The sequence below is a fragment of the Vulcaniibacterium tengchongense genome (assembly GCF_003814555.1).
Lineage (GTDB): Bacteria > Pseudomonadota > Gammaproteobacteria > Xanthomonadales > Xanthomonadaceae > Vulcaniibacterium > Vulcaniibacterium tengchongense.
This window is the reverse complement of sequence record NZ_RKQN01000007.1, coordinates 35,637-59,533: the sequence shown is the minus strand read 5'-3', so window position 1 is coordinate 59,533 and position 23,897 is coordinate 35,637. Positions and strand designations below refer to the sequence as shown.

At 73.8% G+C, this 23,897-nt stretch carries 21 protein-coding genes and 1 pseudogene; 12 read left to right on the top strand and 10 right to left on the bottom strand.

Features of this window, described 5'->3' with window-relative positions; translation table 11 throughout:
- Positions 1–24: 24 nt before the first annotated feature.
- The 3 genes from EDC50_RS15670 to EDC50_RS15660 are packed head-to-tail and all read left to right on the top strand — an operon-like array spanning position 25 to position 1,917.
- Complete coding sequence (locus tag EDC50_RS15670; protein WP_158635748.1) at positions 25–549, top strand: GNAT family N-acetyltransferase; 525 nt, start codon at positions 25–27, stop codon at positions 547–549.
- Complete coding sequence (gene pyrE / locus EDC50_RS15665) at positions 546–1,208, top strand: orotate phosphoribosyltransferase (protein ID WP_123771435.1); 663 nt, start codon at positions 546–548, stop codon at positions 1,206–1,208. The genes EDC50_RS15670 and pyrE overlap by 4 nt, the downstream gene beginning before the upstream one ends.
- 58 nt (positions 1,209–1,266) lie before the next feature.
- A complete protein-coding gene (locus EDC50_RS15660) occupies positions 1,267–1,917 on the top strand; it encodes a hypothetical protein (protein ID WP_123771434.1) in 651 nt (216 codons plus the stop codon).
- Positions 1,918–2,297: 380 nt separating this feature from the next.
- Here the strand turns inward: EDC50_RS15660 and EDC50_RS15655 are convergent, their stop codons facing one another.
- From EDC50_RS15655 to coaBC, 3 genes and pseudogenes are all read right to left on the bottom strand, one after another.
- Positions 2,298–4,622, bottom strand: a complete 2,325-nt coding sequence (locus EDC50_RS15655) for a phosphomannomutase/phosphoglucomutase (RefSeq protein WP_123771433.1) — start codon at positions 4,620–4,622, stop codon at positions 2,298–2,300.
- 15 nt (positions 4,623–4,637) lie between these two features.
- The gene (dut, locus tag EDC50_RS15650; RefSeq protein WP_123771432.1) at positions 4,638–5,096 is read right to left on the bottom strand and encodes a dUTP diphosphatase; all 459 of its coding nucleotides are present in this window, start codon (positions 5,094–5,096) and stop codon (positions 4,638–4,640) included.
- Between the two features lie 101 nt (positions 5,097–5,197).
- Positions 5,198–6,441, bottom strand: a pseudogene (gene coaBC, locus EDC50_RS15645) (bifunctional phosphopantothenoylcysteine decarboxylase/phosphopantothenate--cysteine ligase CoaBC).
- A gap of 184 nt (positions 6,442–6,625) precedes the next feature.
- Here coaBC and radC point away from each other — a divergent pair.
- From radC to EDC50_RS15625, 4 genes are all read left to right on the top strand, one after another.
- Positions 6,626–7,300: a RadC family protein gene (radC, locus tag EDC50_RS15640; protein ID WP_123771431.1), complete on the top strand. Its 675-nt coding sequence runs from the start codon at positions 6,626–6,628 to the stop codon at positions 7,298–7,300.
- A 376-nt stretch (positions 7,301–7,676) separates the two neighbouring features.
- Positions 7,677–9,365 carry an arginine--tRNA ligase gene (gene argS / locus EDC50_RS15635; RefSeq protein ID WP_123771430.1) on the top strand — a complete coding sequence of 563 codons (1,689 nt, stop codon included), beginning with the start codon at positions 7,677–7,679 and terminating at the stop codon, positions 9,363–9,365.
- 173 nt (positions 9,366–9,538) lie between these two features.
- Positions 9,539–10,345 (top strand): SPOR domain-containing protein, encoded by an 807-nt coding sequence (locus EDC50_RS15630; RefSeq protein WP_123771429.1) that lies wholly within the window; start codon positions 9,539–9,541, stop codon positions 10,343–10,345.
- A gap of 295 nt (positions 10,346–10,640) precedes the next feature.
- Positions 10,641–11,153, top strand: a complete 513-nt coding sequence (locus EDC50_RS15625; protein WP_123771428.1) for a hypothetical protein — start codon at positions 10,641–10,643, stop codon at positions 11,151–11,153.
- Here the strand turns inward: EDC50_RS15625 and EDC50_RS15620 are convergent.
- Genes EDC50_RS15620 through speA form a run of 3 tightly spaced genes read right to left on the bottom strand, consistent with a single transcriptional unit; the run spans position 11,078 to position 14,142 of the window.
- Positions 11,078–12,019 carry an NAD(P)-dependent oxidoreductase gene (locus tag EDC50_RS15620; RefSeq protein ID WP_277872368.1) on the bottom strand — a complete coding sequence of 314 codons (942 nt, stop codon included), beginning with the start codon at positions 12,017–12,019 and terminating at the stop codon, positions 11,078–11,080. The two genes, EDC50_RS15625 and EDC50_RS15620, sit on opposite strands and share 76 nt — an antisense overlap.
- Complete coding sequence (locus EDC50_RS15615; protein ID WP_123771426.1) at positions 11,964–12,215, bottom strand: YciI family protein; 252 nt, start codon at positions 12,213–12,215, stop codon at positions 11,964–11,966. The genes EDC50_RS15620 and EDC50_RS15615 overlap by 56 nt, the downstream gene beginning before the upstream one ends.
- Positions 12,216–12,231: 16 nt before the next feature.
- Positions 12,232–14,142 carry an arginine decarboxylase gene (speA, locus tag EDC50_RS15610; RefSeq protein WP_123771425.1) on the bottom strand — a complete coding sequence of 637 codons (1,911 nt, stop codon included), beginning with the start codon at positions 14,140–14,142 and terminating at the stop codon, positions 12,232–12,234.
- Between the two features lie 297 nt (positions 14,143–14,439).
- Here speA and speE point away from each other — a divergent pair, with 297 nt between their 5' ends.
- Both speE and EDC50_RS15600 read left to right on the top strand, forming a co-directional pair.
- Complete coding sequence (gene speE / locus EDC50_RS15605; RefSeq protein WP_123771424.1) at positions 14,440–15,288, top strand: polyamine aminopropyltransferase; 849 nt, start codon at positions 14,440–14,442, stop codon at positions 15,286–15,288.
- A gap of 159 nt (positions 15,289–15,447) precedes the next feature.
- Positions 15,448–16,098 (top strand): phosphotransferase, encoded by a 651-nt coding sequence (locus tag EDC50_RS15600; protein WP_123771423.1) that lies wholly within the window; start codon positions 15,448–15,450, stop codon positions 16,096–16,098.
- A gap of 11 nt (positions 16,099–16,109) precedes the next feature.
- Here EDC50_RS15600 and EDC50_RS15595 read toward each other — a convergent pair whose 3' ends face one another.
- Entirely contained in the window at positions 16,110–16,448 is a 339-nt protein-coding gene (locus EDC50_RS15595) for a P-II family nitrogen regulator (RefSeq protein WP_123771422.1), read from the bottom strand.
- Between the two features lie 191 nt (positions 16,449–16,639).
- On the opposite strand from EDC50_RS15595, the gene ubiK reads away from it, so the two are divergent.
- Together ubiK and EDC50_RS15585 are read left to right on the top strand one after the other, a co-directional pair.
- Positions 16,640–16,897, top strand: coding sequence for a ubiquinone biosynthesis accessory factor UbiK (gene ubiK / locus EDC50_RS15590; RefSeq protein WP_123771421.1), 258 nt, complete (start codon positions 16,640–16,642; stop codon positions 16,895–16,897).
- Positions 16,898–16,909: 12 nt separating this feature from the next.
- Entirely contained in the window at positions 16,910–18,421 is a 1,512-nt protein-coding gene (locus EDC50_RS15585; protein ID WP_123771420.1) for a YifB family Mg chelatase-like AAA ATPase, read from the top strand.
- Between the two features lie 187 nt (positions 18,422–18,608).
- Here the strand turns inward: EDC50_RS15585 and EDC50_RS15580 are convergent, their stop codons facing one another.
- The 3 genes from EDC50_RS15580 to aceB all read right to left on the bottom strand — a co-directional run bounded on the left by EDC50_RS15580 (position 18,609) and on the right by aceB (position 22,812).
- Positions 18,609–19,661 carry a GGDEF domain-containing protein gene (locus EDC50_RS15580; protein ID WP_123771419.1) on the bottom strand — a complete coding sequence of 351 codons (1,053 nt, stop codon included), beginning with the start codon at positions 19,659–19,661 and terminating at the stop codon, positions 18,609–18,611.
- Positions 19,662–19,837: 176 nt separating this feature from the next.
- Entirely contained in the window at positions 19,838–21,139 is a 1,302-nt protein-coding gene (gene aceA, locus EDC50_RS15575; RefSeq protein ID WP_123771418.1) for an isocitrate lyase, read from the bottom strand.
- A gap of 53 nt (positions 21,140–21,192) precedes the next feature.
- Complete coding sequence (gene aceB, locus EDC50_RS15570) at positions 21,193–22,812, bottom strand: malate synthase A (protein ID WP_123771417.1); 1,620 nt, start codon at positions 22,810–22,812, stop codon at positions 21,193–21,195.
- A gap of 115 nt (positions 22,813–22,927) precedes the next feature.
- Here aceB and EDC50_RS15565 point away from each other — a divergent pair, with 115 nt between their 5' ends.
- Positions 22,928–23,890, top strand: coding sequence for a LysR family transcriptional regulator (locus EDC50_RS15565; protein WP_123771416.1), 963 nt, complete (start codon positions 22,928–22,930; stop codon positions 23,888–23,890).
- Positions 23,891–23,897: the final 7 nt, after the last annotated feature.

Here is a 23,897-nt window from a genome sequence, read left to right as displayed (position 1 = left end):
CCTATCATGCCGGGCATGCCCGCCGTGCCCGCCCGCGTTCACGTCCGCCGCATCGGCGCCGAAGACGAGGCGCTGGCGCGCGCGGTGCGCGGCCTGCGGCTCGGCGCCGGGCAGTGCCGCTACGTCGGCGACCTCGCGTTCAATCTCGGCGACAGCCTGCGCGACCCGCACAGCGAGGCGATGGCGGTGCTGGCGGGCGACGCCGTGGCCGGCTTCTACCGGCTCGACTTCTCGCCGCGCGGCATCGCCGGGCGCGACTTCCCCGAACCCAGCGTCGGCCTGCGCTCGTTCGCGATCGATCGCGCCTGGCAGGGCCGCGGCTGCGGCGCCGCGGCGCTCTCGGCCTGCTGCGCCGACCTGCGCGCGCGCCATCCGCGGCGGCGGCTGCTGGCGCTGACCGTGAACTGCGAGAATGCGCCGGCGCTGGCACTGTACCGCAAGGCCGGCTTCGTCGTCGTCGGCGAGCCTTACCTGGGCGGCGGCGCCGGCCCGCAACACGTGATGCTCTACCGCCTGCAGCCGCAGGCCCCCACCGCAGGAACTCCATGAACGACCACCGCACCCGCTTCCTGCAGCTCGCGCTGCGCGCCGAGGCCCTGCGCTTCGGCGAGTTCACCCTCAAGTCCGGGCGCATCAGCCCGTACTTCTTCAACGCCGGCCGCTTCGATTCGGGCGCGGCGCTGGCCGGGCTGGCGGCCTGCTACGCCGACGCGGTGGACGCGCGCGGCCTGCAGTTCGACCTGCTGTTCGGCCCGGCCTACAAAGGCATCCCGCTGGCGACCGCGCTGGCCTGCGAATACGCCCGCCGCGGCCGCGACCTGCCGCTGGCGTTCAACCGCAAGGAGGCCAAGGCGCACGGCGAGGGCGGCATGCTGATCGGCGCGCCGTTGCAGGGGCGGCGGGTGCTGATCGTCGACGACGTGATCACCGCCGGCACCGCGATCCGCGAGGCGCTGGCGCTGATCCGTGACGCCGGCGGCATTCCCGCCGCGATCGCGATCGCGCTCGATCGCCAGGAGGCGGTGGATCCGGCCGTATCCCGACGCTCGGCGGCAGAAACTGTCGCGGCCGAGCACGGCTTGCCGGTGATCGCGGTGGCGACGCTCGCCGACCTGCTCGCGTTCGCCGGCGACAGCCCCGCGCTGCGCGGGCAGCGCGAACGCCTGCTCGCCTACCGCGCCGCCTACGGCAGCGCCACGGAGGCCTGAGCCGCACTGGCGCGGGATTTGCGTGCGGCAACGGCAGACAGGTAGCTTCGGAACCGAGATGAACAAGACCTTCTCCCTGCTGGCTTGCGCCGCGCTGGCCGCGTTCGCCGCCGGCACCGCGGCGGCGCAGAAGGGCGGCGACGCCAAGAAGAAGCTGTACTGCTGGAACGAGAACGGCCAACGCATCTGCGGCGACGCGCTGCCGGCGAATGCGGTGGATCGCGAGCGCACCGAGATCAACGCCGCCAGCGGGCTGGCCACCGCGCGCATCGCCCGCGCGCCGACGCCCGCGGAGCAGGCGGCCGCCGCGGCCGCGGCCGAAGCCGAGCGCGCCGCGGCGTTGCAGGCCGAGGCGCAGGCGCGCCGCGACCGCGCGATGGCCGAGGTCTACGCCACCGAGGCCGACCTGCGCCGCGCCTTCGCCGAACGCATCGCGGTGATGGACGAGACGATCAAGGCCTCGCGGCTCGGCATCGAGGGCCGGCGGCAGAGCCTGATCAGCCTGCTGCGTCGCGCCGGCGAGAACGAGCTCAACGGCAAGGCGGTGCCGAAGGCGACCGCCGACGGCATCCGCGCGCAGCACGCGCAGCTGCTGCAGCAGCAGACGGTGCTGGCCCAGCAGATGCAGGAGCGCGCGACCATCGACCAGGACCTGCAGCTCGCGCTGGCGCGTTATCACGCGCTCAAGCGCCCGGGCCAGGGCGGCTGAGCGGGCGCCCGCCTTCACCGCTTCCCCCCCCCCCCCCGCAAGCGGGAGAGAGACCGAAAGACGCCCCCGACGCAGGCTTGCCGGCTTTTGGCCCCTTCCCGGACCCCGCTCCCCGCGTCCGTCCCTGGTTCGTTCCTGGTTCCTGGCCCCAGTTCCGGGTGCCGGTTCCCCGCTCCCCTGCAGCGAGCCGCCCGGCGGATGTGCCACCGGCTCGGGTGCGGGTCGGCCGCGGCACGCGGCATCGGCGGGCACGCATCGGCGCCCGTCTTCGGGACAACGCGGGTGGCGGGGGTGCGGATCGCCCGTGCCACGGGGCGGGATCCCCCGAAGGCGCCTTCTCCCGCGCGAGAGGGTGGCGTCAACGGCCGGACGCGCGCGGGTCAGAACGGCAGCGACAGGTCCGGCTGCAACGCGAGCAGCTGCTCGCGGAACGCGGCCTTGATCCGCGCCAGCGCATCGGCGTTGTCGGCGTCGAAGCGCATCACCAGCACCGGCGTGGTGTTGGAGGCGCGCACCAAGCCCCAGCCCTCGGCGAAGTCGACGCGCAGCCCGTCGATGGTCGACAGCCGCGCGCCTTCGAAGCGGGCCCGGTCGCGGAAGCGCTCGACGAAGGCGTGCGGATCGCCGCCGGGCGCGGCCACCTTGATTTCCGGCGTGGACACGCCGTTGGGCAGCGCGGCCAGGGTCTCGGTCGGCGTGCGCGGCTGCATCGCCAGGATCTCGAGCAGGCGCGCGGCGGCGTAGATGCCGTCGTCGAAGCCGTACCAGCGCTCCTTGAAGAAGAAGTGGCCGCTCATCTCGCCGGCCAGCTCGGCGTCGGTCTCGCGCATCTTGGCCTTGATCAGCGAGTGCCCGGTCTTCCACATCAGCGGGCTGCCGCCATGGCGCAGGATGTGCCCGGGCAGGCGGCCGGTGCACTTGACGTCGAACAGGATCACCGCGCCCGGGTTGCGCTCCAGCACGTCGGCGGCGAACAGCATCAGCAGGCGATCCGGGAACACGTTCTCGCCGCTGCGGGTGACCACGCCGAGGCGGTCGCCGTCGCCGTCGAAGGCCACGCCGAGGTCGGCGTCGAGGTGCTGCACGGTCTTGATCAGGTCGACCAGGTTGTGCGGCTCGCTCGGGTCCGGATGGTGGTTGGGGAAGCTGCCGTCGATGTCGCAGTACAGCGGCACGACCTCGGCGCCGATCGCGCTCAGCACGCGCGGGCCGATGTCGCCGGCCACGCCGTTGCCGGCGTCGACCACCACCTTGAGCGGGCGGTCGATCTGCACGTCGGAGGCGATGCGCTGCACGTAGTCCTCGGAGACGTCGCGCTGCTGCAGCGTGCCCAGGTCGCCCAGGTGCAGGCGGCCCTCGGCGATGCGCCGGTGCAGGTCGACGATGGCGTCGCCGGACAGGGTCTCGCCGCCGATCACGATCTTGAAGCCGTTGTAGTCCGGCGGGTTGTGGCTGCCGGTCACCGATACGCAGGAGCCGGCGCGCAGGTGGTAGGCGGCGAAGTAGGTGACCGGCGTGGGCACCATGCCGATGTCGATCACGTTGCGCCCGGCCTTGCGCAGGCCGGCGATCAGCCCCTGCGACAGGGCCGGCCCGGAATCGCGGCCGTCGCGGCCGACGACGATGTCGGCGTGGCCCTGCTCGTGCATCAGCGAACCGATCGCCTGGCCGATCAGTTCGGCGACGCCGGCATCGAGGTTCTGGCCGACGATGCCGCGGATGTCGTAGGCGCGGAACATGCCGGCATCGACGGTCGCGGCGACGGGGGAAACGGCGGGAACGGCGGAGGTCTGGATCACGGGTTCGGGCTTCGCGGGGGAAGGAAGATGCTCAATGGTTTCAGCCAGCGTATGAACCGGCTCTTCACCTTCCCCGCCGGGCGCGGCGCGCGCGCGCAGCAGCTGCGGGGCGCGCCAGGCCAGGCCGGCCGCGAGCAGCAGCAGGCCCGCGGCCACGTAGCAGCCCAACGCGCCCAGGCCGAGCGGACCGCCGGCCACGTCGGGCACCGCCGCGGCGACGCGCAGCTCGCTGCCCGGCACCTTCGCCGCCAAGGCCTCGGCGCCGCCGGCGAGCGCGTCGTCGCCACGCTCGATCGCGCTGAAGCCGCCCTGGCGCAGGGCCAAGTAGGTGCCGTCGGCGAGCTCGGCCCGCTCCAGGCCGGCGCCGACGGTCTGCAGCGGCAGGCGCACGTAGGCGACGCCGGCCAGGCGCCCGCCGGCGCGCGCGGGCGCCGCCAGCGCCAGCGCGGTGCCGCCGCCGTGGCGGATCAGCGCGGCGGCCGGCTTGCCCGTGGCCAGCGCGGATTCGAGCACGCCGAGCCGGCCGTAGCCGCTCTTCGGCAGCGCCGCGTATTCGGCGCGCAGGTCCGGGGGCAGCACCGCCGCGTCGGCGGCGCCGTTCCAGCCGGCGCCCAGCGCCTGGCCAGCCGCGGCCAGGTCGCCCGCGGCCAGCGCCGCCTGCAGTCCGGGCGAGGCCAGGCGTTCGCCCAGCTGCTTCTGCGCCGCGGCCAGCCCCTGCTGCGCCGCGAGGACCGCGGCGTCGCGCGCCTGCGTCACCGACTCGCGCCGCGCCGCATCGCGCTGCTGCTGCCAGCCGCTCCAGCCGAACCACGCCGCCAGCAGCACGCACGCGCCCGCCGCCCACGGCAGCAGGCGCTTGAGCTGCGCGGCCTGGTCACGCAACGGCCCGCCGTCCACACTTTTCATCCGCGTCCCCTCGGCTCAACGCACGCCGGTGTGGCCGAAGCCGCCGGCACCGCGCGCGCTGGTTTCGAATTCGTCGACCACCTGCAGCCTCGCCCGCACGATCGGCAGGATCAGCAGCTGCGCGATCCGGTCCCCCGGCTGCATCGTAAAAGCCTCGCGCCCGCGGTTCCAGACGCTGATCAGCAGCGGGCCCTGGTAGTCGGCGTCGATCAGGCCGGTGCCGTTGCCGAGCACCAGGCCGTGCTTGTGGCCGAGGCCGGAGCGCGGCAGCACCAGTGCGCACAGCGCCGGATCGCCGAGATGGATCGCCAGGCCCGACGGCACCAGCGCAGCGTCGCCCGGCTGCAGCACCAGCGGCGCATCGAGCGCCGCGCGCAGGTCGAGCGCGGCGCTGGCGGCGGTGGCGTACTCCGGCAGCGGCCATTCGCCGCCGAAGCGCGGGTCGAGGATCTTGATTTCGAGCGTGCGATGCATGCGTGTCCCTGTTGCGAGCCTGCGCGTTCCGCCGAAGGCGAGGCGGGTGGAGGATGGGCCGGTCCCCGGTTCGCGGCGCCGCCCGCGGCATCGCCGCAGGTTCAGCCGGGCGATGCCGCCCAGAACCGCTCGACCACGTCGAGCAGGCCGTCGGCCACCTCGCCCTTGCCGGCCGGACCGAGGGTCTGCGCGCTGCCGTCGCGGCCGAACACCAGCAGCGTGTTCCGGTCGCTCTCGAAACCGCCGCCCTCCCGGCCGACCTGGTTCGCGGCGATCAGGTCCAGCCGCTTCCTCGCCAGCTTGCCGCGCGCGTAGCCCTCGACGTTGTCGGTCTCGGCGGCGAAGCCGACCACCATCCGCGGCCGCTGCGGGTGCCCGGCCACCTCGGCGAGGATGTCGCGGGTGCGCACCAGTTCCAGGACCAGGCCGTCGCGGTCGTCGCGCTTCTTGATCTTGCTCGCCGCCGCCTGCGCCGGGGCGAAGTCGGCGACCGCGGCGGCGCCGACGTAGATGTCGGCCGGCAGCGCCGCCATCACCGCCGCGTGCATCTGCGCGGCCGAGCGCACGTCGACGCGGCGCACGCCGGCGGGCGTCGCCAGCGCCACGGGGCCGGCCACCAGCGTCACCTGCGCGCCGCGCCGCGCCGCGGCCTCGGCCACGGCGAAACCCATCTTGCCGCTGCTGCGGTTGCCGATGAAGCGCACCGGGTCGATGTCCTCGTAGGTCGGCCCGGCGCTGACCACGACGCGCAGCCCGGCGAGCGCGGACGCGACGGCGCTCATGCGTGCAGCCGCGCCAGCGCGGCGACGATCGCGGCCGGCTCGCTCATCCGGCCGGGGCCGGACTCGCCTTCGGCCAGCGGGCCGTCGTCGGGCCCGATCACCGCCACGCCGCGCTCGCGCAGCAGGGCGACGTTGGCCTGGGTGGCCGGATGCAGCCACATCCGGTGGTTCATGGCCGGCGCGACCGCGATCGGCGCGGTGGTGGCCAGGCACAGGGTGCTGACCAGGTCGTCGGCGAAGCCGTGGGCCAGCTTGGCGAGCATGTCGGCGGTGGCCGGCGCGAGCACGATGCGGTCGGCCCAGCGCGCCAGCTCGATGTGGCCCATCGCCGCCTCCGCGGCCGGGTCCCAGAGCGTGGTGCGCACCGGCCGCCCGGACAGCGCCTGGAAGGTGGCGGCGCCGACGAAGTGCCGGGCGTGCTCGGTCATCGCCACGGTCACCTCGGCGCCGGCGTCGCGCAGGCGGCGCACCAGCTCGGCGGCCTTGTACGCGGCGATGCCGCCGCAGACGCAGAGCAGCATCTTGCGCCCGCCCAGGCTGCCCGGTTCGGCCATTCGGAAAATCCCTACCCTCGGATCGGCGTTTAGCTTACCCGATGGCGGGGCCCCGCCCTGCGGCGGCGCTCGCGGCGATCGGCTGCAATGCACCGGTAGCGGATGGCCGGCATCTCTCCTTCCGCCCGACGCGCGGCTTCCCCTCCGCGCCCGACCTCCGGCCATCCGCTACGCCTTGGGCAGGACGCCTCGCATGCACATCCGGGAATGGCCGGCCGAGGAGCGGCCGCGCGAAAAACTCCTCGCCCGCGGCGCCGCCGCGTTGTCCGACGCGGAGCTGCTGGCGATCTTCCTCGGCTCGGGCCTGCCCGGCCGCGACGCCGTGGCCACCGCGCGCGAGCTGCTGCAGGCGCACGGCCCCCTGCGCCGCCTGCTCGACCGCGGGGCGGCGGAGCTCGCCCGCCTGCCCGGCCTCGGCCCGGCCCGCGCCTGCAAGCTGATCGCGGCGCTGGAACTGGCCCAGCGCCACCTGGGCGCGGACCTGGAGCGCGGCGCGGCGATGAGCGATCCGCTGGCCGTCGGCCGCTATTTCGCGCAGCGCCTGCGCGGCCGTCCGCACGAGGTCTTCGCCGCGCTGTTCCTCGACGTGCGCCTGCGCGCGCTGGCGTTCGAGGAGCTGTTCCAGGGCACGCTCGACGGCGCCGAAGTGCACCCGCGCGAGGTGGTGCGGCGCGCGCTCGCCCACAACGCCGCGGCGGTGATCGTGGGCCACAACCATCCCAGCGGCCATGCCGAGCCCAGCGCCGCCGACCAGGCGGTGACCGCGCGGCTGAAGCAGGCGCTGGCGCTGGTCGACCTGCGTCTGCTCGACCATTTCGTGATCGGCGACGGCGCGCCGGTGTCGATGGCCGCGCGCGGGTGGGTGTGAGCGCAACGGCGCACCGCCCACGCGCGCGCCGCGCGCGGCGGCGAGTCCGCCGCTTCCTCCCCGGCGAGCGCGCGCTCCGGGGCGCTCCTGCGCTTCGGTTCCGATGAACTCGGCCGCGCGCGCCGGCAGGGCGATCGACGCCGGGAGGCAGCAGGAGTCGCGAAGCAGGCGCGCCGACCGCGGGCGCGGAACCCGGCGGGGCGGATCCCGCCGCATCCCGGCCCGATCGGTGCCGCCGCCATCTCACGCCCGCGGGCCGGATGCGGGCGAGGCGAAGCGGCAGCAGGCCTCACTGCGCCGCGACGGCGCCGGGTACGGCGGGGGGCCCCGGCGCCGTGGCGTACAATGCGCGGTTCCGCAACACCCGGCCGAACCCGTGAAAGCCACCCTCCGCGCCCTGGTCGCCCAGGCGATCGACACCCTGCGCCGCAATGGCATCCTGCCGGCCAACCTGGCCGCGCCCGAGTTCGCGATCGAGCGCCCGAAAAACCCCGCCCAGGGCGACTTCTCGACCAACGCGGCGATGCTGCTGGCCAAGCCGGCCCGGTCCAACCCGCGCGCGGTGGCGCAGGCGCTGGTCGAGGCGCTGCCCGCCAACGATGCGATCGCCACGAGCGAGATCGCCGGGCCGGGCTTCGTCAACTTCCGCATCGCCGAGGCCGCCTGGCGCCGGCAGCTCGGCGAGGTGCTGGCCCAGGGCGAGCGCTACGGCCGCAACGGCGGCGGCGGCGGCCGCACCGCCGGGGTCGAGTACGTCTCGGCCAATCCGACCGGCCCGCTGCACGTCGGCCACGGCCGCGCCGCCGCGATCGGCGATTGCATCGCCCGCGTACTCGCCGCCAACGGCTGGAACGTCAAGCGCGAGTTCTACTACAACGACGCCGGCGCGCAGATCGACAACCTCGCGCGCTCGGTGCAGGCGCGCGCGCTGGGCCGGGGCCCCGAGCATCCGGACTGGCCGGAGGACGGCTACCGCGGCGACTACATCGTCGAGGTCGCCCAGGCCTACCTGCGCGGGGACAGCGTCGAGGTCGAAGGCCAGGTCGTGGCCGGCGCGCGCGATCCCCACGATCTGGACGCGATCCGCCGCTTCGCCGTGGCCTACCTGCGCCGCGAGCAGAACCTGGACCTGGCCGCGTTCGGGGTGGGCTTCGACGTCTACTTCCTGGAGTCCTCGCTGTACGCCGACGGCAAGGTCGAGGAGACCGTGCGCGAGCTGGTCGCCCACGGCCACACCTACGAGGAAGGCGGCGCGCTGTGGCTGCGCACCACCGACTTCGGCGACGACAAGGACCGGGTGATGCGCAAGTCCGACGGCACCTACACCTACTTCGTGCCGGACGTGGCCTACCACCGCTCGAAGTGGCAGCGCGGCTACGAGCGCGCGATCACCGAGCTGGGCGCCGACCACCACGGCTCGCTGGCGCGCGTGCGCGCCGGCCTGCAGGCGCTGGACTGCGGCATCCCGCAGGGCTGGCCGGAGTACGTGCTGCACCAGATGGTGACGGTGATGCGCGGCGGCGAGGAGGTGAAGCTGTCCAAGCGCGCCGGCAGCTACGTGACCCTGCGCGACCTGATCGACGAGGTCGGCCGCGACGCCACCCGCTGGTTCCTGATCGCGCGCAAGCCGGACTCGCAGCTCACCTTCGACATCGACTTCGCCCGCAGCCAGTCGCTCGACAACCCGGTCTACTACGTGCAGGTCTCGCACGCGCGCATGTGCGGGCTGATGCGCCAGCTGAAGGAGCGCGGCCTGTCGTTCGATCCGGGCAACGGGCTGGCGCAGCCGCTGCACCTGGAGGACGAGGCCGAGCGCGAGCTGCTCGCCGCGATCCTGCGCTACCCGGACGTGGTCGAGACCGCCGGCCGCGACCTGGAGCCGCACCAGATCGCCGCCTACCTGCTCGAACTGGCGCAGGCGTTCCAGAGCTACTACAACGACCACCAGTTCCTGGTCGACGACGCCGACGTGCGCGACGCGCGCCTGGTGCTGGCGATGGCGACGCGGCAGGTGCTGGCCAACGGCCTGGACCTGCTCGGGGTGGGCGCGCCCGAGGTGATGTGAACGCGCGGCGCGACCGCGCCGCGCCCGGCCCGGCTTTTCCCGGGGAAATCGCGCGCCGGCGGGCCGCCGCCGCGCGCGCGTTGACATAAACTTGCTTCCGTTTCGCGCGCGACCGCCGCCGCGGTGCGCCGCGCGAGTCCCGTTCACCCATCGCTCCAGCAGAGGACAGTCACTTGGCAGCACGACGCGGCAAGACCCAGGCACGGCGCAACTCGGGCGATGGCGGCCTGCCCGGCTGGGCCTGGATGGTGCTCGGCATCCTGCTCGCCGTGGTGGTGATCCTGGTCGCGCCGAAGTACCTCAAGTCCGACGGCGACGGCTTCTTCCGCCCGCAGCCGAACCCGGACGCGCGCCCGGCGCCGGTGGACGACGTCGGCGTGGCCGACGAGGCCGAGCCGCGGACGCCGCGCGCCGCCGCCGGGCCGGCCGGCGGCAAGCCGGCGAAGAAGGCGCCGGATTACGACTTCTACACCTTGCTGCCGGGCCGCGAAGTGCCGATGAGCGACGCCGAGCTCGCCGCCAGCGAGCGCGCCGAAGCCGAGCGCGCCCGTGCCGCCGAGCGGCAGGCCCGGGCCGCGCCTGCGACCACGCCGTCCGATGCCGCGCTGCCCAAGCCGCTCGCCGAGGCGCCGCCCGCCGCCAACGTTCCGCCGCCGGCGACCGCGCCGGCGACGACGCCCGCGCCGGCCGCGCCACGCGCCGCCGACACCGCGCCGGCACCCGCTGCGGCGGCGGCGGCCGACGACGGCACCCGCTACCTGCTCCAGGCCGGCGCGTTCCAGGCCTCCGGCCAGGCCGAGGAGATGAAGGCGCGGATCGCGATGCTCGGCCTGAGCGCGCGGGTCGAATCGGCCCAGCTCAACGGCGCCACCGTCTACCGCGTGCGCATGGGGCCGTACGGCACGGCCAGCGACTTGGCCGAGGCCAAGCGCAAGCTGGCCAGCGGCGGCCTTTCGGCGATGGCGATCAAGGTCAAGTAGGCCGGGGCGCGAGCGTCCCCCGCCGCGGTCGGCGCAGCGCGCCGAAGCGGCGGCGGACGAGGCATCCCGGCGCCGGCGTTCGTGCCGGCGCGCCTGCCCGATCCGTGCGCGCCCCACCGCCGGGGCGCGCCAGGTCGCGCCCGATGGCCGCTTCGGTCCGCAGCCCAAAGGCGGCAGCTTGCCGGAACGCCGGCGCCGCCCGCGCCCGCGCCGCGGCTAGACTCGCCCCGGTCCAGCGGAACCCGGCATGCACAAACGCATCCTGTGAGGCTGCATCGCGGCGCTCGGCCTGCTGATGCTGTTCGCGCTGCGCGCCTTCCTGTTCGGCGCGCCGAACCGCGCGCTGCGCACGCCCGCCGGCGAGCTGCCGCCGTTCGACCTGCCCGGCATGCTCGCGGCGATGGCGCCCGGCGGCGCGCTCGCCGGGCGCGCGTTCCGCTGGATCGCGGTGGCGCTGATGGCCGCGGTGGGGGCGCCGAGCCTGGGCGCGCTGGCGCTGCACGCGGCGCTGCCGGTCGCGGCCATGCTGCAGCAGCAGGCGCTGGCCCTCGCGCTGAACCTGGCCCCTGGCCTGGCTCGGCGCGCGCCTGGGCGAACGCTGGCACGGGCACTTGGCCGCGCCCTGAGCCGTGGCGACGACGCGCGCCGCTGCGCCGCGCGCGGCAAGGCGCGGCTCGCCGGCGCAGCGGCCCGCCGCGCCCGTCGCCACGTGCGCGGCACGGGCCGCGCGATTCAACCGCCGCGCTTGAGCACGATCAGCGCCGACGTATCCGCCTCGCCGAGGCCGCGTTCGATCAGTTCGGCGTAGTCGGCCAGCGCCAGCTCGGCGACGCGCGCGCGCGCGCCGCTGGCCTGGGCGATGTTGTGCACGATGCGCAGGTCCTTGAGCATGTGCGCGCACTTGAAGCCGGGCGCGAACTCGTCGCGCAGCATGGTCGCGCCGCGCTTGTCGAGGAACCAGTTGCCGGCGGCGCCGGCCATCAGCGTCGGCAGCAGCCGCTGCGGGTCGAGGCCGAGCTTCTCGGCCAGCGCCAGGCCCTCGCACACCGCCTCGTTGATGCCGGCCACCAGCACCTGGTTCACCGCCTTGGTCGCCTGGCCGGCGCCGGTGTCGCCCATGTGGGCGATGCGCGCGGCGTAGCACTCGATCGCCGGGCGCGCCTTCTCCAGCGCCGCGGCGTCGCCGCCGGCCATCACCGACAGCTTGCCGTTGCGCGCGCCCTCCACACCGCCGGACACCGGCGCGTCGAGGAAGGCGATGTCGTGCGCGGCCAGCAGCGCCCTGCAGCGGCGCGCGGTCTCCACAGCCACGGTCGAGTGGTCGACCACCACCGCGCCCGGCCTGAGCACCTCGGCCAGCGCGGCCACGTTCTCCAGCACGTCCGCGTCCAGCGACACGCACAGCGCGACCACGTCGCAATCGGCGAAGTTCGCCGCCGAGCGCGCCGCGCGCACGCCCAGCTCCGCCGCCAGCGCATCGGCCTTGGCCTGGGTGCGGTTGCCGACCGCGGTCAGCAAACCCGCGCCGTGCAGGTGGCGCGCCATCGGCGCGCCCATCGCGCCGAGGCCTATGAACCCTACTTTCATTTCGTCTTCCGCTTGGTTGGATTGCGAACGATCAGGCGTCCCACTCGTACACGCTGACCTGCGACGCGCCGCGGCTGTGCAACGGATCGTCGTGCGCCAGCGCGCGCGCCTCCTCCAGGCTGGCGGCGCGGATCACGTAGGCGCCGCCGCTCTTGTCGGAGAACGGGCCCGCCAGCTCCAGCCGGCCCTGCGCGCGCAGCCGCTCGAGGTGGGCGTAGTGCGGCCCGATCGCCGCCGGGTCGAACTGCGGCGTGCGCAGCGTCAGCACCAGATAGCGTTTCACGCGCGCCGGTCCCCGCTCACGCCAGCGGCGCGTCGTCGAGGTAGGTGTAGCCGGTCAGGCCCGCCTCCAGCGCCGCGTTCAGGCGCGCGGCTTCGTCGGCCGGCAGGCCGGCGGCCTCGACCTTGGCGCGGTAGGCCGCGCGCAGCTCGTCGACCCGGTAGCCGACGTAATCGAGCATCACGTCGGTGGTGTCGCCGCGGCGCTGCTGGGCGAGCACGAAGCCGTCGCCGTCGAGCCGCGCCGCGACCGCATCGGTGTCGCCGAACAGGTTGTGGATGTCGCCGAGGATCTCCTGGTAGGCGCCGACCAGGAAGAAGCCGAGGCGGTAGCTCTCGCCGGGAACCGGCGCATGCAGCGGCAGCGAGCTGTCCAGGTCCTCGCTCTCGACGTAGGTGTCGACCTTGCCGTCGGAATCGCAGGTCAGGTCGGCGATCACTCCGCGCCGCGCCGGGCGCTCGTGCAGGCGCTCGATCGGCGCGATCGGGAACACCTGGTCGATCGCCCACACGTCCGGCATCGACTCGAACACGCTGAAGTTGACGAAGTACTTGTCGACCAGGCGTTCGTTGAGCTCGTCGAGCAGATCGCGGTGGCTCTTCTCGTCGTAGGTCAGCCGCGCGCGCACCGCGTGGGCGATGGCGTAGAACAGGTCGTCGATGCGCGCGCGGTGGACCAGGTCGATCTGGCCCAGCGCGTACAGCGACAGGCCTTCGCTGTGGTGGTGCTGGGCCTCGTGGAACAGCTCCACCGCCGGGCGCCGGTCCAGCTCGCCGTGGATCTCGCGCAGGTGGCGGATCACCGCCGGCTCGTCGTCGTGCGGCTCCGGGATGCGGCCTTCCGGCGCGGTCTCGACCTCGGACACGTTCGCCACCAGCACCGCGTGGTGGGCGGTCATCGCCCGCCCGCATTCGGTGACGATGCGCGGCGGCGCCAAGCCGTGTCCGGCGCAGGCCTCGGCCAGCGGCTGGACGATGTTGCTGGCGTACTGGCGCACGCCGTAGTTGATCGAGCAGTAGCTGCGCGAGCGGGTGCCTTCGTAGTCGACGCCCAGGCCGCCGCCGACGTCCATGTAGCGCACGCGCGCGCCGAGCTTGGACAGCTCGACGAAGTAGCGGGTGGCCTCGCGCATGCCGTTGGCGATGTCGCGCACGTTCGAGATCTGGCTGCCCATGTGGAAATGCAGCAGCTGCAGGCAGTCGGTCATGCCGGCCTCGCGCAGCGCCTTCCACAGGTCCAGCAGCTGGCGCGGCGAGAGGCCGAACTTGGCCTTGTCGCCGCCGCTGTTCTGCCACTTGCCCGCGCCGAGGCTGGCCAGGCGCATGCGCACGCCCAGGCCGGGCTGCACGCCCAGCGCCTTGGCCTCCTCCAGCACCAGCGGCAGTTCGGAGGGCTTCTCGACCACGATGAAGGTCTCCAGCCCGAGCTTGCGGCCGATCAGCGCCAGGCGGATGTACTCGCGGTCCTTGTAGCCGTTACAGACGATCAGCCCGCCCGGGCGCGACAGCGCCAGCACCGCCATCAGCTCCGGCTTGCTGCCGGCCTCCAGGCCGAAGCCGGGTTCGCGGCCGCGGGCCGGGCCGGCGCCGAGCGCCGCCAGCGTGCCGGCGACGCCGGCGTGCTGGTTCACCTTGATCGGATACACCGCGGTGTAGCCGCCGGCGTAGTCCCATTCGGCCTGCGCCTCGACGAACGCCGCCTGCAGCTTGCGCAGGCGGTCGCCGAGGATGTCGGGGAAGCGCACCAGCAGCGGCAGCTTGGCGCCCTGCGCGCGGGCGCGGTCGACCACCTCGGCCAGCGCCACGGCGGGGCCGCCGGCGCCGCGCGGGCGCACCACGATGCGCCCCGCCGCGTCGACGTCGTAATAGCCCTCCGACCAGTGCGGGATCGAATAGGTCTTGCGGGCCTGATCGAGCGACCAGTCGGGCATCGGCGCATACCGGCGGGGAAACGGGGGACGCGCATTCTACAGGCAGCGGTCCCGCCGGGCCGTGCATGGCGCCGCGGCGGCGATGCGCGGGCCGGGGCGCTCGCGCCGTCGCGCCCAGGCGGTGTCGGTGGTGGCCAATGCGTTGCGGCTGGGACGCCGTGGGGCGGGCGGATCGCCCGCCCTTGCGGAGCGCCGCGGCGGCGGGCGTCATCGCCGCTCCGCTACAATGCCGGCCCTTCGCGCCGCCGCCCCGCGCGCCGGCGCTCCCGCCCCACGCTACCGGACGGAGCCTTCGGCATGAGCACCCCCACCTGGCATTACGAGAACTTCGACCCGACCGGCTCCGCCATCGGCTACCGCATCGTGCGCAAGCTCGACGAGGTGCAGTCGCCGTTCCAGAGGATCGAGATCTTCGAGAGCACCGACTGGGGCAACCTGATGCTGATCGACGGCGCGATGATGCTGACCGCGCGCGACAACTTCCTCTACCACGAGATGATGTCGCACCCGGCGCTGTTCACCCACCCGGACCCGAAGCGCGTGGTGATCATCGGCGGCGGCGACTGCGGCACCCTGCGCGAGGTGCTCAAGCACGAGGGCGTGGCCAGCGCGACCCAGTGCGACATCGACGAGCAGGTCACGCGCATGGCCGAGAAGTGGTTCCCGGAGCTGTGCGAGTCCAACGGCGACCCGCGCGCCGAGCTGCTGTTCGACGACGGCGTGGCGTACATGAAGCACTGCCCGGCCGGCAGCGTCGACGTGGTCATCGTCGATTCCACCGACCCGGTCGGCCCGGCCGAGGGGCTGTTCAACCGCGCCTTCTACGAGAGCTGCTTCCGCGCGCTGAAGGACGACGGCATCCTCGTCCAGCAGTCCGAGTCGCCGCTGATGCTGCTCGACCTGATCAAGGCGATGCGCGCGGAGATGGCCAAGGCCGGCTTCGCCGAGTTCCAGACCCTGCCGTTCCCGCAGCCGTGCTATCCCACCGGCTGGTGGAGCTGCACCCTGGCGCGCAAGGCCGGCGGCTTCGCGTTCCGCGAGGCCGATGCGCGCGCCAAGGCGTTCGAGACCCGCTACTACAGCGCCGACGTCCACAAGGGCGCGCAGGTCCTGCCGCCGTTCGTCGCCGACGCGCTGGCCGGCTGAGCGCGCCTCCGCCGGCACCTCGGCGCCGGCGGAGATGTGGCACGCGTGTGACGAACGGGAAAGCAGCGTTCCATTCAACGCCGCGCTGCCGTTTCGTCAACAAACTAACCTTGGCGCCCCCACAGCCCGCCGGGCGGCATCGCGCCGCCCGCATCGCTCATGGATACGACGCTCCCGTCGGGCGAGCGTGAGCATCCCCGGCCCACCCGCCTGCTCAAGCGCGGCGAACGCCTGCTCGAACCCGACGTCTACCTGACCCACCTCCGCGGCCGTCCCGCGGTGATCAAGGATTACGGCCGCTATCGGCGCACGCCGCTGTCGCCGTTCGCGCGGCTGCTGGTGCGGCGCGAGGCGCGGGTGCTGCGCCGGCTGCGCGGCTGGCGCCACGCGCCCGCGCTGCTGGGCACCTTCGGGCTCGCCCTGGGCATCGAGTTCGTGCCCGGCGTGCCGCTGGGCGAGGCCGCGCTCGAGACCGGTTCGGCCGTGTTCCAGCAGCTGCGCGGCGCGGTCGCGGCGTTGCACGCGGCCGGCATCACCCACAACGACCTGCATCCGGCCAACGTGCTGGTGTGTGGCACCACGCCGGTGCTGATCGACTTCGCCTCGGCGCTGCGCACGCCGCGCTGGCTGCGCCGGCTGCCGCCGGTGCGCGAGCTGCGCCGCAGCGACATGGCCAACGTGCTGAAGATGCAGCAGCGCCTGACCGGCGAGCCGCCGAGCCCGCGCGAGGCGGCGCTGCTGGCGCGCCCGCGCTGGGTGCGCTCGGTGCGCTCGTTCTGGCAGCGCCACTACCGCCGGCTGAAGGCCTGAAGCGGCGCCGCCTACAGCGCGTCGGCGTCGAGCTCGCCGGTGCGGATCCGCACCACCCGCTGCAGGTCGTAGACGAAGATCTTGCCGTCGCCGATCTTGCCGGTGCCGGCGGCCTTCATGATCGCCTCGACCACCGCGTCGGCCTGCTCGTCGCTCACCGCGACCTCGAGCTTGATCTTGGGCAGGAAGTCGACCACGTACTCGGCGCCGCGGTACAGCTCGGTATGGCCCTTCTGCCGGCCGAAGCCCTTGACCTCGGTCGCGGTGATCCCGGCCACGCCGACCTCCGCCAGCGCCTCGCGCACGTCGTCGAGCTTGAACGGCTTGATCACCGCCATGACCATCTTCATCGCATCGTCTCCTGAACGCCGCGCCGGACCGGCCGCGCGAGGATAGCGAAAGAGCGCGCCGACCGGGCGCCCCTGCGCTACAGTGGCGCCCCCACGCGAATCGGAATTTTCCGACAGCGCGCCGCGGCCCCGGCCGACGGCATCCTCACCGCGGCTGCGCCACGCTGCGACCACTGTCGGAGGACGCTTCCATGATCGACCTGAACCACATCGACGAGCTCGCCCGCCGCCTCAGCGGCCTGGTGCCGCCCGGCCTGCGCGAGAGCCGCGAGGAACTGCAGCAGAACTTCAAGGCGGTGCTGCAGTCGGGCCTGGCCAAGCTCGACCTGGTCACCCGCGAGGAGTTCGAGGTGCAGCGCGCGGTGCTGCAGCGCACCCGCGAGAAGCTCGAGGAACTGCAGCGCACCGTGGCCGAGCTGGAAGCGCAGCTCGGCAACCCGCGCCACTAGCCCGCCGCGGCCATGAACCTGGCGCTCGTGCACAGCCGTGCGCGGACGGGCGTGCGCGCGCCCGCGGTGCGGGTCGAGGTGCACCTCGGCGGCGGGCTGCCGTCGATGTCGATCGTCGGCCTGCCCGAGGCCGCGGTGCGCGAGGCCAAGGACCGGGTGCGCGCGGCGATCCAATGCGCGCAGTTCGAATTCCCGGCGCGGCGGATCACCGTCAACCTCGCCCCGGCCGACCTGCCCAAGGACGGCGGCCGCTTCGACCTGCCGATCGCGCTCGGCGTGCTCGCCGCCAGCGGGCAGATCCCGCTGGAACCGCTGGGCCGCTACGAGTTCCTCGGCGAGCTGGCGCTGACCGGCGAGCTGCGCGCGGTCGACGGCGTGCTGCCGGCCGCGCTGGCCGCGGCGGAGGCCGGGCGCGGCCTGGTGGTGCCGGCCGGCAACGGCGCCGAGGCCGCGCTCGCCCGCGGCGAGGCGCTGACCGCGCGCACCCTGCTCGAGGTCTGCGCGCTGCTGGACGGGCGCAAGCGGCTGCCGCCGGCGGAGGCGCCGCCCGCGCGGCCGGGCGCCGGGCCGGACCTCGCCGACGTGCGCGGCCAGGCGCAGGCGCGCCGCGCGCTCGAGATCGCCGCGGCCGGCGGCCACCACCTGCTGCTGGTCGGCCCGCCCGGCTGCGGCAAGACCCTGCTCGCCTCGCGCCTGCCCGGGCTGCTGCCCGACGCCAGCGAAGCGGAGGCGCTGGAGACCGCGGCGATCGCCTCGGTCAGCGGCCGCGGCCTGGACCCGGCGCGCTGGCGCGAGCGCCCGTTCCGCGCCCCGCACCACACCGCCAGCGCGATCGCGCTGGTCGGCGGCGGCGCGCTGCCGCGGCCCGGCGAGATCTCGCTCGCCCACCACGGCGTGCTGTTCCTGGACGAACTGCCCGAGTGGGACCGGCGCGCGCTGGAAGTGCTGCGCGAGCCGCTCGAATCGGGCGTGGTCACGGTCTCGCGCGCGGCGCGCAGCGCCGAGTTCCCGGCGCGCTTCCAGCTGGTCGCGGCGATGAATCCCTGCCCCTGCGGCTGGGCCGGCGACGCCAGCGCCCGCTGCCATTGCAGCCCGGACACGATCCGCCGCTACCGCGCGCGCGTGTCCGGCCCGCTGCTGGACCGCATCGACCTGCACGTCGAGGTGCCGCGCCTGCCGCCGGCGCAGCTGCGCCCGGAGGCGCCGCCGGGCGAGAGCAGCGCGCAGGTGCGCGAACGCGTGGCGCGCGCGCGCGAACGCCAGCTCGCCCGCGCCGGCTGCCTCAATGCCCGGCTCGACCAGGCGCAGACGCAGTCCCACTGCCGCCTCGCGCCCGCCGACCAGGCGCTGCTCGAGCGCGCGGTCGACGCGCTGCAGCTGTCCGCGCGCTCGCTGCACCGCATCCTGCGCGTGGCCCGCACCATCGCCGACCTCGCCGACGAAGCGCAGATCCACACCGCGCACCTGACCGAGGCGATCGGCTATCGCCGCGTGGACCGCGGCGCGCAGGCGCAAGCGGCCTGATGCGCGCCCGCTCCGCGTCGCGGGTCTCGATGGCGCCCGCGCCCGCACCGAGGCTCCCGCGGTGACGCGGAGGGATGCGGATCGCATGGGGACACCGCTTGCCGGCCCCGCAACCGGTTCGCGTCGCCGACATCCCCGCACGCGGGCGCGGGGCGCCCCGGTCGCCCGCCGACGCCGCAGCCGGCGCTCAGCGCGGGTCGCCCTCCGGATCGCGCCAGCGCACGGTGCCGCCGCCGGCCCGCTTGGCCTGGTACAGGGCGACGTCGGCGCAGGCGTACCAGTCGCTCCACTCGCCGTCCGGGCCGACCACGCAGGCGCCGACGCTGAGCGGGCACATCAGCGGCGGCGCGTGCGCCATCTCGAGCAGGCTGCGCGCGGTGCCGACCACGAACTCGCCCAGGCGCAGCACCTCCTCGCGGGTGCCGGCCGCGACCAGCAGGCAGAACTCGTCGCCGCCGAGCCGGCACGGCAGGTCCTCCGGGCCGGCGACCGAGCGCAGGATGCTCGCCACGCCCTGCAGCACGCGGTCGCCGACCACGTGGCCGTGCTCGTCGTTGACGCGCTTGAAGCGGTCGCAGTCGACCAGCAGCAGGCCGAGCCGGTCGCGCAGGCCGAGGCTCCGCCGCTCCTGCAGGTGCAGCAACAGGCCGCGGCGGTTGTACAGGCCGGTGAGCTCGTCGGTGCGGATCAGCTCCTCGGTGCGGTTCAGCCGGTGGGTCGCCGCGTACAGGCTGTCGAGCGCCGACTGCAGCTCCTCGTTGCGGCGGCGCAGGCGGCGGATCAGGCTCTGCTCGTTGACCACCACGCGCAGGATCGCGCGGCGCAGGAACTGCGAGACCAGCGCCGGGTCGCGGTCGACCAGGCGTTGGAACTCCTCGTGGCGCAACTCGACCAGCAAGCCGTCGCCGACCGCGACCGCGTCGGCGCTGCGCATGTGGTCGCCGACCAGCAGGCCGAGTTCGCCGAAGTACTCGTAAGGCCCCAGGCGCTTGCCGGCGAGGTCGCCGCCGAAGTCCAGGTCGACTTGGCCGCGGGCGACCACGAACATCGTCGCGCCGAGTTCGGCGCGGCGGAACAGCACCTGCCCGGCTTCGACCCGGCGCGGCCGGCCGAATTCGGCGAACAGCGCGTATTCGGCCTCGGTGAGCAGCGCCGTCGCCACGTCCGCCGGCGCCGGGCTGAACTTGCTGACGATGAAGGGCTGGCCCGTCGCGAGCGACAGCGCAGCGTCATGGCTCATTTTCCACGACCCCCGATCCGTGGCGAGGCGAGGATAGCACCGGGCCCGGCGCGGCCATGCCGACACGGTCATCACGCGCGCTGGCCACCGGTGACATGCGCCGGGCGGTCCCGCCCCGGCGCGCCGAGGCGGAACGGCGACGGTCCGGGCCGCGGCGGGCGGCCGGACCGTGGGCGTCAGGCCGCCGCGGCCGCGCGCGTCTGGAACTGCTCTTCCTCGGTCGAGCCCTTCAGCGCGACGGTCGAGGACCGGCCGCCCTGCACGGTCTGGGTGACCGCATCGAAGTAGCCGGTGCCGACCTCGCGCTGGTGCTTGACCGCGGTGAAGCCCTTCTCGGCGGCGGCGAACTCGGCTTCCTGCAACTCGACGAAGGCGCTCATCTGCCGCCGCGCGTAGCCGTGGGCCAGGTGGAACATCGAGTAGTTCAGCGCGTGGAAGCCGGCCAGAGTGATGAACTGGAACTTGTAGCCGTAGCCGGCCAACTCCTTCTGGAAGCGCGCGATCGTCGCGTCGTCGAGGTTCTGCTTCCAGTTGAAGCTCGGCGAGCAGTTGTAGGCCAGCAGCTTGCCGGGGAACCTGGCGTGGATCGCCTCGGCGAACCTGCGCGCGAACTCGAGGTCGGGCTTGCCGGTCTCGCACCAGACCAGGTCGGCGTACGGCGCATAGGCCAGGCCGCGGCTGATCGCCTGCTCCAGGCCCTTGCGGGTCTTGTAGAAGCCCTCGACGGTGCGCTCGCCGGTGCAGAACGGCTTGTCGTTGTCGTCGACGTCGGAGGTCAGCAGGTCCGCGGCCTCGGCGTCGGTGCGCGCGACGATGATCGTCGGCACGCCCATCACGTCCGCGGCCAGGCGCGCGGCGACCAGCTTCTCGACCGCCTCGCGCGTCGGCACCAGCACCTTGCCGCCCATGTGCCCGCACTTCTTCACGCTCGCCAGCTGGTCCTCGAAGTGCACGCCGGCGGCGCCGGCCTCGATCATCGCCTTCATCAGCTCGAAGGCGTTGAGCACGCCGCCGAAGCCGGCCTCGGCGTCGGCGACGATCGGCTGCAGGAAATCGACGTCGCCCTTGCCTTCCGCGCACTGGATCTGGTCGGCGCGCAGCAGGGTGTTGTTGATCCGGCGCACCACCTGCGGCACCGAGTTGGCCGGATAGAGCGACTGGTCCGGGTACATCTCGCCGGCGAGGTTGGCGTCGGCGGCGACCTGCCAGCCCGACAGGTAGATCGCCTTGAGCCCGGCCTTGACCTGCTGCATGGCCTGGTTGCCGGTGAGCGCGCCGAGCGCGTTGACGAAGTCCTCGGTATGCAGGTAGCGCCACAGCTTCTGCGCGCCGAGCCGGGCGAGCGTGTGCTCGACCGGCACGGTGCCGCGCAGGCGCACGACGTCCTCGGCCGAGTACGGGCGATTGATGCCGGCCCAGCGGGGATTGCTCGCCCAGTCCTGGCGCAGTTGGTCGGCGTTCGGCGATGCGGTGGTCATGGCGGTTGCTCCGTTGCTGAAAACGAGGGGAAGGAACGGGCGGCGGGAACGGCTCAGTCCAGCCGCGCGTACGCCGGCAGGGTCAGGAACTCGGCGAGCTCGTCGGCGTGGGTCAGGCGGTCGAGCAGGCCGATCGCCTCGTTGATGCGGCTGGCGCCGGGCAGGCGGCTGCGGTCGCCCAGGCGCGAGGACAGATTGAGGAAGGCGCGGTCCAGCAGCACCTCGTCGATCGGCGTGCCGTCGTCCAGGTGCAGCCCGTCGCTGTGCAGCCACTGCCACAGCTGCGCCCGCGCGATCTCGGCGGTGGCCGCGTCCTCCATCAGCCAGTGGATCGGCACGCAGCCGTTGCCGTCGAGCCAGGCGGCGAGGTAGCGCACGCACACCTCGACGTTGTTCTCGAAGCCTTCGCGGGTGATCGTGCCCAGCGGCGGCTTGACCAGGTCGTCGCGGGTCACCAGCACCTCCTCGCGCAGCACGTGCTGCTGGTGCGGGCCGGGCATGCGCTCGTCGAAGATCCGCCGCGCCAGCGGCACCAGCGCCGGGTGCGCGACCCAGGTGCCGTCGTGGCCGGCGGTGACTTCGCGCAGCTTGTCGGCGCGCACCTTGGCCAGCGCCGCCTCGTTGGCCCCGGCATCGCCGGCGATCGGGATCTGCGCGGCCATGCCGCCCATCGCGTGCGCGCCGCGGCGGTGGCAGGTCTGGATCAGCAGCTCCGAGTACGCGCGCAGGAACGGCTGGGTCATCGTCACCTGGCCGCGCTCGGGCAGGACCTTGTCGCGGTGGCGGCGGAAGGTCTTGATGTAGGAGAAGACGTAGTCCCAGCGGCCGCAGTTGAGGCCGGCGGCGCGGCCGCGCAGGGCGTGCAGGATCTCGTCCATCTCGAACACCGCCGGCAGGGTCTCGATCAGCACGGTGACCTTGATCTGCCCGTTCGGCAGCCCGAGCGCGCGCTCGACGTGGTCGAGCACCTCGTTCCACAGCTGCGCCTCCTCCATCGCCTGCAGCTTGGGCAGGTAGAAGTACGGGCCGCGGTCCTTGGCGGCGAGCGCCGCGGCGTTGTGGAACGCGAACAGGCCCAGGTCGAACAGGCTGCCGGACATCGGCACGCCGTCGACGCGCAGGTGCTTCTCGTCCAGGTGCCAGCCGCGCGGGCGCACCAGCAGCACCGCCTGCTGTTCGAACGGCTTGAGCGCGTAGTGCTTGCCGGTATCCGGCGCGGTCCATTCCAGGGTCCCGGCCACCGCCTCGCGCAGCGCGCGCTGGCCGGCGATCAGGTTCGGCCAGGTCGGCGCGGTGCTGTCCTCGAAGTCGGCCATGTAGCAGCTGGCGCCGGAGTTCAGCGCATTGATCACCATCTTCGGGTCGGTCGGCCCGGTGATCTCGACCCGGCGGTCGAGCAGCGCGGCCGGCAGCGGCGCCACCTTCCAGTCGTCGGCGCGGATCGCGGCGGTGTCGGGGCGGAAGTCCGGCAGCCCGCCCGCGTCGAAGTAGGCCTGGCGTTCGCGGCGGGCGGCCAGGCGCGCCTGGCGGGCGGGCTCGAAACGCCGGTGCAGGTCCGCGAGGAACGCCAGCGCCGCCGGGGTCAGCACCTGCTCCTGCCCGGGCGCGGGGGCGGCGGCGACCGCCGCCTCCGTCTCCTGCGATCCCCGCCGTTGCGCCATCACTGCCGACATGCTCGGACTCCTCTCGATCGTGGGGAGCCTCACCATGCGCCCGGGTGTGTTATTTGACAATCAAGATTTTTCAATGCTAGGTATTTGATTACCTAATACTTGCCCAGGGAAACCGGTGGCTGCGCCCTCCCGCCCGCGCTTCGCCTACAAGGGCGACCGCCTCAAGCCGTTGCGCGCCTTCTGCCAGACCGCGCGGCTGGGGTCGATCTCGCGCGCGGCCGAGGCGCTGTTCCTCAGCCAGCCGGCGGTCACGCTGCAGCTGCAGGCGCTGGAGCGGGAGATGGGCGTGCGGCTGCTCGAGCGCAGCGGCCGGCGCCTGGCCCTGACCCGCGAGGGCGAGGCGCTGTACGAGCTGGCGCGGCCGCTGGTCGAGGGCCTGGACGGGCTGGACGCGGCGTTCCGCGAGCGCATCCGCGGCCTCGATGCCGGCGAACTGAACGTGGCCGCGGGCAGCTCGACCATCCTCTACCTGCTGCCGAAGATCGTCGAAGCGTTCCGCGCCGCGCACCCGGACGTGCGCCTGAGCCTGCACAACGTCACCGGCGCCGGCGGGCTGGACCTGCTGCGCTCGGACGCGGTCGACCTGGCGGTGGGCTCGATGCTGGACGTGCCGGCCGACCTCAGCTACGAGCCGGTGTACCGGTTCGAGCCGATGCTGATCACCCCGCGCCGGCACCCGCTGGCGGACAAGCCGGAGATCGCGCTGCAGGACCTCTCCCCGTACGGCCTGATCCTGCCGCCGCAGCGGCTCACCACCTACCGGCTGATCGACCTGGTGTTCCAGCAGAACCGGGTGCCGTACACGGTGGCGCTGGAGGTCGGCGGCTGGGAAGTGATCAAGCAGTACGTGGCGATGGGCCTGGGCATCAGCATCGTCACCGCGATCTGCCTGACCGACGCCGACCGCGAACGGCTCGCGGCGCGCTCGCTGGCGCGCTACTTCCCCTCGCGCACCTACGGCGTGGTGGTGCGCAAGGGCAAGTACCTGTCGCCGCAGGCGCGCGCGTTCGTCGAACTGATCAAGCCGGCGCTGTTCGAGCGCGGCGGCTACGACGACACCGGGCCTTCGGAGCGCTGAGCCCCCG